This is a genomic window from Martinezella miluonensis (genome assembly GCF_900094545.1).
In the GTDB taxonomy this organism is placed as follows: Bacteria; Pseudomonadota; Alphaproteobacteria; order Rhizobiales; family Rhizobiaceae; genus Rhizobium; species Rhizobium miluonense.
Map to the genome: position 1 here is coordinate 103,159 of NZ_FMAH01000017.1, position 13,593 is coordinate 116,751.

Below are 13,593 nucleotides of genomic sequence, written 5' to 3' on the forward strand. Positions count from 1 at the left end.
AATTGCAAACAAAATTCGCCGAACTGTTTGCTTTCATGCAGATAGCCTTACGAAGGGTAAAGAGGCCGCGCGCATTGGCAAGTAAGTCCGAAACGCGCCGCAGCAAGCCCGGTGGCGCTTTCCTGTCCATCTCGGAGCGCAGTTTCCCTTGACGCCAACCCTTGAATATGGCCTAAGCCAGCCATACGGAAAACGCGGAATAGAAGCGGCAAGACGCCCTTTTCCGGCCGGTTTCCTGATCCAGATACACATCTTCGGCTGGACGGCGCTCGTCCCGAGCGCTGCCTGGCCCTTTATGACGGGCAAACAAGATGACCACTTCAGGCGTTCGCGTCCGCATCGCACCCTCCCCCACCGGCGAGCCGCATGTCGGTACCGCTTACATCGCGCTGTTCAACTATCTCTTCGCCAAGAAACACGGCGGTGAGTTCATCCTGCGCATCGAGGACACCGACGCAACCCGCTCCACCCCGGAATTCGAGACCAAGGTGCTGGACGCGCTGAAATGGTGCGGCCTCAAATGGTCCGAAGGCCCCGATGTCGGCGGCCCTTATGGCCCTTACCGCCAGAGCGACCGCAAGGAACTCTACAAGCCCTACGTCGAAGAGATCGTGACGGCTGGCCACGGCTTCCGCTGCTTCTGCACGCCGGAGCGCCTGGAAAAGATGCGCGAGGCGCAGCGCGCCGCCGGCCTGCCGCCAAAGTATGACGGCCACTGTTTGAACCTTTCGGCCGAGGAAGTCACCACGCGGGTTGCAGCCGGCGAGCCGCATGTCGTGCGCATGAAGATACCGACCGAAGGCTCCTGCAAATTCCATGACGGCGTTTACGGTGATGTCGAAATCCCGTGGGATGCCGTCGACATGCAGGTTCTGCTCAAGGCCGACGGCATGCCGACCTATCATATGGCCAACGTCGTCGATGACCATCTGATGAAAATCACCCATGTCGCGCGCGGCGAAGAATGGCTTGCTTCCGTGCCCAAGCACATCCTGATCTATCAGTATCTCGGCTGGGAAGCGCCTGTTTTCATGCACCTGTCGCTGATGCGCAATGCCGACAAGTCGAAGCTGTCGAAGCGCAAGAACCCGACGTCGATCTCCTATTATACGGCCCTCGGCTACATCCCCGAGGCGCTCATGAACTTCCTCGGCCTGTTCTTCATCCAGATCGCCGAAGGCGAAGAGCTGTTGTCCATGGACGAGCTCGCCGGAAAATTCGACCCAGAAAACCTCTCCAAGGCCGGCGCGATCTTCGATATCCAGAAGCTCGACTGGCTGAACGGCCGCTGGATTCGCGAGAAGCTCTCGGAAGAGGAATTCCAGCACCGCGTCCTGACCTGGGCGATGGAGAACGACCGCTTGAAGGAAGGCCTCAAGCTCTCGCAGTCGCGCATCACCAAGCTCGGCGAGCTGCCCGATCTCGCCGGTTTCCTGTTCAAGTCCGATCTCAACCTCGATCCAGCTGCTTTCGCCAGGATCAAGTCGACGCCGGAAGAATTGCTGGAAATCCTGAACACGGTACAGCCCGACCTCGAGAAGATCCTCGAATGGAATGTCGAGACGATCGAAGCCGAGCTGCGCGCCATCGCTGACCGCATGGGCAAGAAGCTGAAGGTCATCGTCGCGCCGCTCTTCGTTGCCGTCTCGGGCTCCTCGCGCTCCCTGCCGCTTTTCGATAGCATGGCCATCCTCGGCCGTTCCGTCGTGCGCCAGCGGCTGAAACTTGCCGCCCAGACCGTTGCGACCCTCGTCGGCCCGAAGAATTGAACCGGACGTAAAACCATGAACGACAAGACCGAAACCGCCACCCTCTCCTCCGACGCAACGGAAGTTCGCGCGCAGAAGCTGAAGCTACTGCGCGAACAGATCGGCGACGTCTATCCGGCGCATTTTCACCGGACGATGACCAATGCCGAACTGGCTGCGAAATACGAAGGCCTGGAGCCGGATACGGAAACCGCCGATGTCGTGACCGTCGCCGGCCGCGTCTATTCTTCGCGCAACTCGGGCATGTTCATGGACATCCATGACGCCTCGGCCAAGATCCAGATCTTCAGCCACAAGGACGCGACCGGCGAAGAGGCCCGCAGCCTGCTGCCGATGATCGATATCGGCGATATCATCGGCGTCACCGGCGTCGTGCGCCGCACCAAGCGCGGCGAGCTGACGATCAACGCGCAGCAGATCACCATGCTGACCAAGTCGTTGCTGCCGATGCCCGAGAAGTGGCACGGCCTGTCCGATATCGAGCTGCGCTACCGCAAGCGCCACCTCGACATCATGACCAACGAGGAATCGAAGCTTCGCTTCCAGCAGCGCAGCCGCATCGTCTCCGGCATCCGCCGCTTCATGGAGAATGACGGCTTCATGGAAGTCGAGACGCCGATGCTGCATTCGGTTTATGGCGGCGCCACCGCCGAGCCGTTCAAGACGCATCACAACACGCTGAAACTCGACATGTACCTGCGCATCGCGCCGGAACTGTTCCTGAAGCGCACGCTGGTCTCGGGCCTCACCGACAAGGTCTTCGAGATCAACCGCAACTTCCGCAACGAAGGCGTCTCCACCCGGCACAATCCTGAATTCACGATGATGGAGTGCTACTGGGCCTATGCCGACTACGAGGACATCATGGACCTCGTCGAGCGGCTGTTCTCGACGCTCGCCATGTCGATCCACGGCAGCACCGAATTCACCTTCGGCGACAAGCAGATCTCATTCAAGGGCCCGTTCCGCCGCGTGCCGATGCCTGATGCCGTCAAGGAAGCGACCGGTATCGACTTCCTGGCGATCAAGACTGACGAAGAAGCCCGTGCTGCCTCCAAGGCCGCCGGCTTTGCCGTCGAGAAGGACGCCACCTGGGGCGAATGCCTCGCCTTCATCTTCGAAGAGAAGGTCGAGGGCACGCTGATCCAGCCGGCGCACGTCACGCATTTCCCGAAGGACATCTCGCCCTTCGCCAAGGAAGTGCCGGGCGAACCGCGCCTCGTCGAGCGTTTTGAGACCTATTGCAACGCCTGGGAACTCGGCAACGCCTTCTCGGAGCTCAACGATCCGGAAGAGCAGCGCGCCCGCATGGTCGAGCAGCTCCAGCAGGCACATGCGCGCGGCGAGAAGGAAAAGCAGCTGGACGAGGAATTCCTCGATGCCATCGATCAGGGCATGCCTCCGGCAGGCGGCCTGGGCATCGGCGTGGACCGTCTCATCATGCTGCTCACCAACTCGCCGTCGATCCGCGATATCATCCTCTTCCCGGCGCGGCGCGCCAAGGCCGATTGAGGCAATCCCGCCTTCCCAGATCAAAGGTGCGAACCATGACCGAGAAAGAGACATCGGCGGCAGATGCCGACAGCGAACTGCAGCGACAGGCCGATCTTGCAGAGATCGGTGATGTCGATTTGTCGCAATACAAGCCGGGAACTTTTGGTTGCCACGAGGCGATGCACACGACGTCGATCATGCTCGACATGACCGACGATCATCTGCTGCAGCACCCCGCTATCCTGGCAGATCCCGATTTCTACCGTCTTGCCGGCGAAGTTCACGAGGCGCTCTTCGCGCTCTACCAGGCTATCGGCGAGAAACATTTGGCAGATTGAGGAACTTGTCTTTGCGCTGGCCGGCGCAAAGACACTTCCGATCAGTTCGTGACGGGCGACCGCCGGTCGGCAGCACCCGTCAAGGTCGGATCCAGTCCCTGTGACGGCCCCTTTTCGTCGCTGGTCGCGTCGGCACCGATAAACTCGCCATTCTCGTCATAGTCCGACCGCACGTTGCCGGTCGATTTCGGCTCGGGCGGAGCAGGCTTGCTATCTTGTTTCTCTGCCTGCTTGGCAGCCGCTTTTTCTTCCGCGGCGATTGCTGCCTTTAGCTTGTCTTTCTTGGCATCGCCGGGTCTATTGTCTGCCGCAAGCGCATTGTCGCAATCGCTCAGGTCCTTCAACCCGGCAAGGGCAGTATCGATGTCGTGCGGCATCATGGTGATCTGCTCGCCATAAAACAGACCAGCCGTGCTTGCGTCACCATCATAATAGCGCGCGGTAAGCGGGACCTCGCTGCTGCCGTCGGCAAGCTTCTCGGGATGCGGAACATAGACGACATCCGCCCCCAGCGCCCGGCCCCGTATGTCGGAGCGCAGCGTCGGCCCTTTCTCGTCGAGAACCACAACCTGGACGAGGTCCGGCTTCTGTTCCTGATAAACGGCCTTGGCGACACGCAGCGCAGTCGTCACGCGCGTCATGCCATCGGTCGGTTGGGTGCGGATATATTTGCGCACCCAGAAGCGATTGTCCTTGCGAATGGTAACGAGATTGATGTCCGTGCACTGCAGCCCGTTGCGGGAGGCAGAGGTAAGACCGAGAAGCTTGTCCTTGCCGACATAAATCGCCAAAACGCCGGAGCAGCCTATGAGAAAGGCCGCTCCGCCGATCAGGACGACAAACTTCCGGGGCATCCGGAAAATGTGCAGTAAGGCGCTCACGCCAACTGCTCCAGCATAGACCACTCCAAGGCGATAAAGATGATCACCCCTCACGTTAGGGATTTGGCGTTTCGGAATACTTAAAACGGAGGCAAAACTTGCGTCCCTCGCGGTATCTTTACCAAAAAAGGTCCAAACTTTCACAGCTTTGACGAGAGCTTGCTTTCCGTGCCGCGAACATGCTCTAACCCTTTAATGGCCTTCACCTTGAGACAGTTGCAGTATTTCGTTGCCGTCGCAGAGCAGGGTTCGGTGACCCGCGCGGCCCAGAATCTGTCGATCTCGCAATCCTCGGTCACCGAAGCCCTGAAAGAATTGGAAGGCGACCTCGGCGTCGAGCTGTTCGAACGCCATCCGCGCGGGCTCTCCATCACCCATAACGGTCACCAGTTCCTGCGCCATGCGACAAAGATTCTCGCGACCGTTTCCGACGCGCGAACCAGCTTTTCCGGCAAGCGGAACGAGGCCGGCGGTACGCTGAATATCGGCGTGACGTCGCTCGTCGCCGGCTATGTCCTGTCGGATCTTCTGGCCCGCTATCGCCGCGCCTGCCCCGGCGTCGAAGTCAGCGCCATCGAGGATAATGGCGGTTATCTCGAACATCTTCTGGTTGGCGGCGAACTCGATGTCGCCGTCATGGTCATTTCCAACCTTCGCGACCGCATGGCACTGCAGGCCGAGATCCTCGAGACCTCGCCCTATCGCCTCTGGCTGCCGATGGGCCATCCCCTCGTCTCGGCCGACATCATCAGCGTCGCCGACATCAGCCGCGAACCGCTGATCATGCTGACCATCGACGAGATCGAGGAGAATACCGGCAAGCTGCTGAGCGCACTCGGCGCCCGCCCCCATGTCGCCTTCCGCACGCGCTCGGTCGAGGCGGTGCGCAGCCTTGTGGCGACCGGCGCCGGCGTCGCGCTGCTGCCGGATCTCGTCTATCGCCCCTGGTCGCTGGAAGGCGATCGCATCGAGAGCCGCGACGTTTCCGGCTCGCTGCCGGTCGTGCAGGTCGGCATGGTCTGGCGCAAGGGATCCAGCCTGCCACAGGCCGCCCGCGACTTCGTCGGCGTCGCCGAAAGCATGCGCACGGGACGACAACGGTAACAGGGGCGATCTTCCGGCGCCAATGCATGGAATACAATCGAAGATCGTTCGAGCAGCGAGGGCGAGATATGAAAACCGCCATCATATTTGACTGTGAGTTCCTTTGCCTTGAAGGGTCGCAACGCCGGTTCTGGTGCGCGGCTCACGATCCCGATCCGGTCATCGCTGAGGTCGGCGCCGTCAAACTTGGCCTCGAAGGCGATTTCCCTATTCTGGGTAGCTATAAGGCCCATGTTCGCCCCATCGACAGGTTTGGTGCTCAATATGCGCTCGACCCGTTCTTCACCGCCCTCACCGGCATTACCGAGGACAACATCAGGTCCGAAGGCGTCTTGTTGCAGGACGCTCTCGCCGGTCTGGACCGCTTCTCGGACGGCGCTCGCTTCTGGTCCTGGGGCAAGGACGAGCTGAACATGATGGCGATCAGCTGCTATGTCGCCGGAATTCAGCCCTCCATTCCGGCGCATCGCTTCGACAATGCCGTCAAGCTTCTGCTGGCAGCGGGAATGCCTGTCGAAGATCTGGCAAAGACGCCGAGCAACAAACTTGCCGACTACTATGGCGTGCAGCATCCACCGCTTCAGGGCCATGATGCGCTCGACGACGCGCTTTCCGTTTCCTACACGCTGCAACACCTCATGAAGGCAGGAAATCTACAGCCCGAAACCTTCGACCTCGCACGCATCAGAGATTAGGAATCGGAATTTCCGATATCGCCTTTCTGATAAATGAATTTGCGAATGCGGCAAAATCGGATCACCTTTTCTTCCGGGAACAAGAAGCCAGACACTGGCTCCACAATATCAAGGCTCAAAAACCGGGAGAGTCCGATGAAGCATCTGCTGAAGTCATGCACGGCTGCGCTTGCATGCTTAAGTTTCGCCACGCAGGTCATTGCCGCCGAGCCGCTGAAGACGCTCGGCAAGGGCGAAGGTGCCGTCAGCATCGTCGCATGGGCTGGCTATATCGAGCGCGGCGAAAGCGACAAGAATTACGATTGGGTCACAGGTTTCGAGAAGGAAACCGGCTGCAAGGTCAGCGTCAAGACCGCCGCGACATCGGACGAAATGGTCGCGCTGATGAACGAAGGCGGCTTCGACCTCGTCACCGCTTCCGGTGACGCCTCGCTGCGCCTCGTTGCCGGCAAGCGCGTCCAGCCGATCAACACCGACCTGATCCCGAGCTGGAAGAGCCTCGACGAACGCCTGAAGAATGCCCCCTGGCACACGGTCAACGGCGTCCATTACGGCGTCCCCTATCTCTGGGGGCCGAATGTGCTGATGTATAACACCGACGCCTTCAAGGGTCAGGCGCCGAAGAGCTGGAATATCGTCTTCGAAGAAACGACGCTGCCTGATGGTAAGTCCAACAAGGGTCGCGTCCAGGCGTATGACGGCCCGATCTACATCGCCGATGCCGCCCTCTACCTCATGGTCCACAAGCCCGAGCTGGGCATCAAGGACCCCTACGAGCTTAACGAAGACCAGTACAAGGCCGCCCTCGAACTGCTGCGCGGCCAGCGCAAGATCGTCAGCCGCTATTGGCATGACGCGATGATCCAGACCGACGACTTCAAGAACGAAGGCGTCGTCGCCTCCGGCTCCTGGCCGTTCCAGGTGAACCTGCTGCAGACTGACAAGCAGAAGATCGCCTCCACCTTCCCGGATGAGGGAACGACAGGCTGGGCCGACACCACCATGCTGCATGCCGACAGCGAACATCCGAACTGCGCCTATATGTGGATGGAGCATTCGCTCCAGGTAAAAGTTCAGGGTGATGCGGCCGCCTGGTTCGGTGCCGTACCCTCCGTTCCGGCAGCCTGCAAGGGCGACGAGCTCCTGACCGACAGCGGTTGCGCCACCAACGGCTACGACCACTTCGACAAGATCAAGTTCTGGAAGACCCCCGTCGCCAAGTGCACCAGCCAGAGCGAATGCGTGCCCTATCATCGCTGGGTCTCCGACTATATCGGCGTGATCGGCGGCAGATAACGAGCCGACATGGGCCTTCGTCGCTCCGAAAAAACGGAGCGGCGATCCCGCCGGCACTTTGAAGCACCGGCTCCTGCAGCACACCAGATCTTGATCCGGTCCGGCTGGCATCGTTTCAAACATTCTGCATATCTTGGAGAAACCAATGAACGCCGTTCGTTTCCAGCAGGTGTCGCGCCATTTCGGCCAGGTCCGCGCTGTGGACCGCGTCGATCTCGAAATCGCACCCGGCGAATTCTTCGCCATGCTCGGCCCCTCCGGCTCCGGCAAGACCACGTGCCTCAGGCTGATTGCCGGCTTCGAGCAACCCACAGGCGGCCATATCGAAATCTTCGGCGAAACCGCCGAAGGCGTGCCGCCCTACCGGCGCAACGTCAACACGGTGTTCCAGGACTATGCCCTGTTTCCGCATCTCAATATTCTCGACAACGTCGCCTACGGGCTGATGGTCAAGGGTGTCGGCAAAAGCGAAAGGCTGCGTGCCGCCGAACAGGCGCTAGAGCTGGTGAAGCTGTCGGGTTATGGCGCTCGCCGCCCCGGCCAGCTCTCCGGCGGTCAGCGCCAGCGCGTGGCGCTCGCCCGGGCGCTGGTCAACAAGCCGAAGGTGCTGCTTCTCGACGAACCGCTCGGCGCTCTCGACCTGAAACTGCGCGAACAGATGCAAGAAGAACTGAAGAGCCTGCAACGGGCGCTCGGTATCACCTTCGTCTTCGTCACTCACGATCAGGGTGAGGCGCTGTCCATGGCCGATCGCGTCGCCGTCTTCAACGACGGCCGCATCGTGCAGCAGGGAACGCCGCATGAGATCTACCAACAGCCGAAAACCCGCTTCGTCGCGGATTTCGTGGGCTCCTCCAATGTCATCGCCCCGGAAACCATGTCGTCGCTCGGCGGCGAACGACGCTGGGCAAGCCTGCGGCCGGAAGCGATACGGTTGACTGAGGAGAGCGGCGTGGCAGCGACCGTGAAAGCGACAAGCTTTCTCGGTGCTGCTACCCGCCTCTCGGTGGAGGCGAACGGCGCCCGCCTGCATGTCACCGTGCCGGCAGGCCAGTCGGCGCCCGACACCGGCGCTGCCGTCCGCCTCGCATGGCTGCCGGCGGATGTGCATTACATGGATGACGCCGCATGAACGCCGCCGCTTTCCCCACCTCGGCGCAGCACGCGCCGGCGTCGATCCTGCCGAGCCGCGGCGGCGTCTTCGGCCGCCTCTCGGACCTCTTCTGGCGCCGTCCGAAGCTGCTGCTGTTCCTGATGCTGACGCCGCCGCTGCTCTGGCTCGGCATCATTTATATCGGCTCGCTGATCGCGCTGCTGCTGCAGAGCTTCTTCTCGATCGACGACTTCTCGGGAATGGTGAACTACGAATTCACCCTCTCGACCTATGCGCAGCTTTTGAACACAGCCAATTTCGACATCATCGTCCGCACGGTGGTCATGGCCGCCCTCGTCACGCTAGCATCCTCCTTCGTCGCCTTCCCCATCGCCTATTATGCGGCCCGCTATGCGCAGGGAAAATGGAAGGCGCTGTTTTATCTCGGCATCATGCTGCCGCTCTGGTCGAGCTATCTGGTGAAGGTCTATGCCTGGAAGCTCATCCTTGCCAAGGAAGGCATCCTAACCTGGATCTTCACCAAGCTACATCTCGGTTGGCTGCTCGACGGCGTGCTCGCTTTGCCCGTCATCGGCGGCAACTCCCTGTCGGTCAGCTACATCGGCACCTTCCTCGTCTTCGTCTATATCTGGCTGCCCTATATGATCCTGCCGACGCAGGCCGCTCTCGAACGCGTACCGGCCAACCTGCTCGAAGCCTCGTCCGATCTCGGCGCAACGCCGAACCAGACCTTCCGCACGGTGCTGCTGCCACTCGCTTTGCCGGGCGTGGTCGCCGGCTCCATCTTCACCTTCTCGCTGACATTGGGCGATTACATCATCCCGCAGATCGTCGGCTCCTCGCGCCTCTTCATCGGCCAGGCTGTCTATGCGCAGCAGGGCACTGCCGGCAACGTGCCGCTGGCCGCCGCCTTCTCGGTCGTACCCATCGTCATCATGGCCATCTATCTCTGGATCGCTAGGAAACAGGGAGCTTTCGATGCGCTCTGATCGCGGCCAACGCGCCTCATTTCCGCTGAAGACCGCAGCCGCAGGCGGCCTGCTCTTCCTCCACCTGCCGATCCTGCTGATCTTCGTCTATGCCTTCACGACCGAAGAGAAGAGCTACCAGTGGCCGCCGCCGGGCTTCACGCTGCAATGGTTCGGCATTGCCTGGAACCGGCCGGACATATGGTCGTCGCTTGCGCTCTCCGTCCAGGTGGCGACCATTGCAACCGCGATCGCCCTGCTGCTCGGCACGCTCTGCGCCGCCGCCGTCAGCCAGACAAAGTTCTTCGGCCGCGAGGCGATCTCGCTGCTGGTCATCCTGCCGATCGCACTTCCCGGCATCATCACCGGCATTGCGCTTCGCTCGGCCTTCAGCCTGTTCGATATCCCGTTCTCGGTCTGGACGATCGTTCTCGGCCATGCCACCTTCTGCGTCGTCGTTGTCTATAACAATGCCGTCGCCCGCTTTCGCCGCACCTCCGGTTCGCTGATCGAGGCATCCATGGATCTTGGCGCCGACGGCTTCCAGACCTTCCGCCATGTGGTCCTGCCGAATATCGGTACGGCGCTGCTTGCCGGCGGCATGCTTGCCTTCGCACTATCCTTCGACGAAGTCATCGTCACCACCTTCACCGGCGGCCAGCAAATGACGCTGCCGATCTGGATGCTGGAGGAACTCATTCGCCCACGCCAGCGACCCGTCACCAACGTCGTCGCCATGGTCGTCGTGCTTGTCACCTTCCTGCCGATCCTGGCAGCCTACTATCTTACCCGCGACGGCGACCAGATCGCCGGCGGCGGCAAATGAAAGGGAGATAATAATGGATACCCAGATGCTGATCGGCTCCCGCTTCGAAGCCGGCACGGAAACGGAGGAACGCGTCCTCAACCCGAAAACGGGCGAGACCGTGCTCGCCCTGCCAGAGGCTTCGCTCGGCCAGATCGATGCTGCCGTCGACGCTGCCGAAAAGGCTTTCACGGGTTGGTCGCAGACCACACCGAGCCAGCGTTCAGCCTATCTTCTCAAGATCGCCGACGCCATCGAGAGGGATGCCGAAGGCTTCGCAACGCTCGAAGCGCTGAACTGCGGCAAGCCGATCAACGCCGTCCTTAATGACGAAATCCCGGCAATCGTCGACTGCTATCGCTTCTTTGCCGGCGCGGTGCGCAACCTGCATGGCCCGGTCGCCGGCGAATATCTGCCCGGTCACACCTCGATGATCCGCCGCGACCCGATCGGCATCGTCGGCTCGATCGCCCCCTGGAACTATCCGCTGATGATGATGGCCTGGAAGCTGGCGCCGGCCATTGCCGGCGGCAACACCGTCGTCTTCAAGCCCTCCGAGCAGACGCCGCTAACGGCGCTGAAGATGGCGAAGCTGCTGGCGGATGTCCTCCCGGAAGGCGTCGTCAACGTCATCCTCGGCCGCGGCGAGAGTGTCGGCAACGCTTTGATCAACCACCCCAAGATCGGCATGGTCTCCATCACAGGCGATGTCGCCACCGGTAAAAAAGTGCTGCAGGCCGCCGCCAAGACGGTCAAGCGCACGCATCTCGAACTCGGCGGCAAGGCCCCGGTCATCATCTTCGACGATGCCGACATCGATGCCGTCGTCGCCGGCATCCGGACCTTCGGCTACTACAATGCCGGTCAGGACTGCACCGCTGCCTGCCGCATCTATGCCGACGCCAAGGTCTACGACAATTTCGTCGCCGACCTGACCTCCGCCGTGTCAAGCATCAAGTTCAACCTCGCCGACGACACCGAGAACGAGATCGGCCCGCTGATCTCCAAGCGCCAGCGCGACCGCGTCGAAAGCTTCGTCGCCCGCGCCGCCGAACACAAGCACATGGAAATCACTACCGGCGGCAAGATCTCCGGCGAACGCGGCTTCTTCTATGCACCGACTGTGGTTGCCGGCGCCACGCAGGACGACGAGATCGTCCGCCGCGAAGTCTTCGGCCCCGTCGTCTCGGTCACGCGCTTCACGAACCCCGACGACGCCGTCGCCTGGGCCAATGACAGCGATTACGGCCTAGCCTCCTCGGTCTGGACGAAGGATATCAGCCGCGGCATGCAGACCGCCGCCCGGCTGCAATATGGCTGCACCTGGATCAACACCCACTTCATGCTGGTCAACGAAATGCCGCATGGCGGCCTGAAGCAATCCGGCTACGGCAAGGATATGTCAGTCTACGCTATCGAAGATTACACAGCCGTCCGGCATGTCATGATCAATCATGGGTGAGAGGCGATTGGGGTAGGGCTTTCGATCAACCCAGCTTTCTTGAGTTTGTCGCACCGCCGTACCCCCCTCTGTCACTCCGTGACATCTCCCCCACAAGGGGGGGAGATTGGGAATGCATAGCAATCTCTCGCATCCTAGTGAGGATCGTATCCGCAGAAGCGGACGCCTATCGCTTTTCACAGAGCGGACAACAAACTCTCAACGATCTCCCCCCTTGTGGGGGAGATGTCCCGAAAGGGACAGAGGGGGTGCCGTACTCTCCGCAAACTTCGAAACCAGCCAAACCCAAATTCCACAATCAAAACGGCTTCGGAACAATTCACCCTCCTTCTGCGTCATTAAGAAGTACAACGCAGAGGAGATTGCTAATGCTGAAATGGGCTCTCATTTTCTTTGTGATTTCGCTGATCAGCGGCTTTTTCGGCTTTTCCGGCGTGTCGGCGGCAACCGCAACCGTTGCGCGCGTTCTCTTCACCATCTTCATGATCATCTTCCTGGTGTTCCTGATCCTGGCTGTCATGGCCGGCAACGCCGTCGTCTGACGACATTGAGGCGCATCGGAGCGGGCCTAGATCAGGCTCGCCCCGACGTTTATGGCGAGCGCCAGAATCGTTGTGTTGAACAGGAACGACAGGATGGAATGCAGAAGCGCCAGCTTACGCATCGAAATGGTGGAAATGCCAATATCGGCGGTCTGAGCTGCCACGCCGATGGTGAAAGAGAAATAGAGGAAATCCCAATAGATCGGCTCCTCCAAGGGCTCGGCGAATTTCAGCCCCTGCCCCTTGCCCGGGCTGCTGTAATATCTGTGCGCATAGTGGATCGTGAACATTATGTGCAGAAACGCCCACGAGATCAGGATCGTCACGATCGCCATCATCACGCGGTAGAAAGCGACTTCGGGCGGGGCATCCTTGACCCCCAGCAGATCGAGCGCGATGCCGCCAATGCTTGCGAGAGCAGCGGTGATCGACAGGAACAGCAGAAATCCATCCGAGAAATCGAGATCGGCGGAGCGCTTGCGGATGCGCTGCGGGTCAGCCGTCAGCATTCGGTAGAGGCTGTAAATGATATAGACGATCGCGGTCGTATCCCAGGCGATCAACAAGTTGCCGGCGTTGAAATCACGCGACGTCAGAAGCAGAAAAGCGAGGATACCGGCGAGCACCGAAAGCACGATGACGTGATGCTTGCGCCACAGCACGAGCCATCTGGATCGATGCAAATGTCCGTGCGCATCCATGCCGCTCTCCCGATCGCAAATCGCCTGTCAGAACCGATTCGTCGCTCAGAGTGGCAAATAAAAGGAAGCCCCGCAATACGGGGCCCAGACCGCTGACAAACCCCGTCATTTTTTGGCGGGGTTTTATTTTGTGTTGAGTTTCGAGGTTGACTGGATGTTTTGAACGGGCCGTTCAGATTCCCTCTGCTTATGCGGGGCTCGGTTGGCTGGCCTTGGTGAGGGCCATTGCGATCTTCTTGATGTTCTGGGCGGCTGCGGCCATCAGGCACTGGCATTGGACCCGGATGAGACTTCGGAACCGCGCGTAGCGATGACCATGCAACTGTTTGGCGTCGGCAAACGAGCGCTCGACCGTCTCTTTCCGTCGTTTGTAGATGGCCTTGCCCCAGGGCTTGAGCCGGTTGGCATCGGTACGCTCGCGGGC

14 protein-coding genes are annotated in these 13,593 nt (G+C 60.5%); 11 read left to right on the forward strand and 3 right to left on the reverse strand.

Annotated features, from left to right (window positions below; genetic code table 11):
- The first annotated feature begins 311 nt into the window (after positions 1-311).
- Genes gltX through GA0061102_RS15730 form a run of 3 tightly spaced genes read left to right on the forward strand, consistent with a single transcriptional unit; the run spans position 312 to position 3,601 of the window.
- Positions 312-1,769, forward strand: a complete 1,458-nt coding sequence (gltX, locus tag GA0061102_RS15720; RefSeq protein WP_092850390.1) for a glutamate--tRNA ligase — start codon at positions 312-314, stop codon at positions 1,767-1,769.
- 15 nt (positions 1,770-1,784) lie between these two features.
- Positions 1,785-3,281: a lysine--tRNA ligase gene (lysS, locus tag GA0061102_RS15725; protein ID WP_092850398.1), complete on the forward strand. Its 1,497-nt coding sequence runs from the start codon at positions 1,785-1,787 to the stop codon at positions 3,279-3,281.
- A gap of 35 nt (positions 3,282-3,316) precedes the next feature.
- Positions 3,317-3,601 (forward strand): hypothetical protein, encoded by a 285-nt coding sequence (locus GA0061102_RS15730; protein ID WP_092850406.1) that lies wholly within the window; start codon positions 3,317-3,319, stop codon positions 3,599-3,601.
- 41 nt (positions 3,602-3,642) lie between these two features.
- On the opposite strand, the gene GA0061102_RS15735 is transcribed toward GA0061102_RS15730, so the two are convergent.
- Positions 3,643-4,455 (reverse strand): hypothetical protein, encoded by an 813-nt coding sequence (locus tag GA0061102_RS15735; protein WP_425348535.1) that lies wholly within the window; start codon positions 4,453-4,455, stop codon positions 3,643-3,645.
- A gap of 222 nt (positions 4,456-4,677) precedes the next feature.
- On the opposite strand from GA0061102_RS15735, the gene GA0061102_RS15740 reads away from it, so the two are divergent.
- From GA0061102_RS15740 to GA0061102_RS15775, 8 genes are all read left to right on the forward strand, one after another.
- Positions 4,678-5,586 carry a LysR family transcriptional regulator gene (locus tag GA0061102_RS15740; RefSeq protein ID WP_092850412.1) on the forward strand — a complete coding sequence of 303 codons (909 nt, stop codon included), beginning with the start codon at positions 4,678-4,680 and terminating at the stop codon, positions 5,584-5,586.
- A 68-nt stretch (positions 5,587-5,654) separates the two neighbouring features.
- On the forward strand, positions 5,655-6,281 hold the full coding sequence (locus GA0061102_RS15745; protein WP_092850415.1) for a 3'-5' exonuclease: 627 nt from the start codon (positions 5,655-5,657) through the stop codon (positions 6,279-6,281).
- 135 nt (positions 6,282-6,416) lie between these two features.
- On the forward strand, positions 6,417-7,577 hold the full coding sequence (locus GA0061102_RS15750; RefSeq protein WP_092850419.1) for an ABC transporter substrate-binding protein: 1,161 nt from the start codon (positions 6,417-6,419) through the stop codon (positions 7,575-7,577).
- A 145-nt stretch (positions 7,578-7,722) separates the two neighbouring features.
- Positions 7,723-8,709: an ABC transporter ATP-binding protein gene (locus GA0061102_RS15755; protein ID WP_092850422.1), complete on the forward strand. Its 987-nt coding sequence runs from the start codon at positions 7,723-7,725 to the stop codon at positions 8,707-8,709.
- Positions 8,706-9,680, forward strand: coding sequence for an ABC transporter permease (locus GA0061102_RS15760; protein WP_092850425.1), 975 nt, complete (start codon positions 8,706-8,708; stop codon positions 9,678-9,680). The genes GA0061102_RS15755 and GA0061102_RS15760 overlap by 4 nt, the downstream gene beginning before the upstream one ends.
- Positions 9,670-10,485 carry an ABC transporter permease gene (locus GA0061102_RS15765; protein ID WP_092850428.1) on the forward strand — a complete coding sequence of 272 codons (816 nt, stop codon included), beginning with the start codon at positions 9,670-9,672 and terminating at the stop codon, positions 10,483-10,485. The genes GA0061102_RS15760 and GA0061102_RS15765 overlap by 11 nt, the downstream gene beginning before the upstream one ends.
- A 13-nt stretch (positions 10,486-10,498) precedes the next feature.
- A complete protein-coding gene (locus GA0061102_RS15770) occupies positions 10,499-11,926 on the forward strand; it encodes a gamma-aminobutyraldehyde dehydrogenase (RefSeq protein ID WP_092850430.1) in 1,428 nt (475 codons plus the stop codon).
- 368 nt (positions 11,927-12,294) lie between these two features.
- Positions 12,295-12,468 (forward strand): DUF1328 domain-containing protein, encoded by a 174-nt coding sequence (locus GA0061102_RS15775; protein ID WP_092850432.1) that lies wholly within the window; start codon positions 12,295-12,297, stop codon positions 12,466-12,468.
- Positions 12,469-12,494: 26 nt separating this feature from the next.
- On the opposite strand, the gene GA0061102_RS15780 is transcribed toward GA0061102_RS15775, so the two are convergent.
- Positions 12,495-13,169, reverse strand: coding sequence for a DUF1345 domain-containing protein (locus GA0061102_RS15780; protein WP_092850435.1), 675 nt, complete (start codon positions 13,167-13,169; stop codon positions 12,495-12,497).
- Between the two features lie 187 nt (positions 13,170-13,356).
- Positions 13,357-13,593, reverse strand: a 237-nt coding sequence (locus tag GA0061102_RS15785; protein WP_208858657.1) for a transposase, incomplete at its 5' end; no start/stop codon positions are given.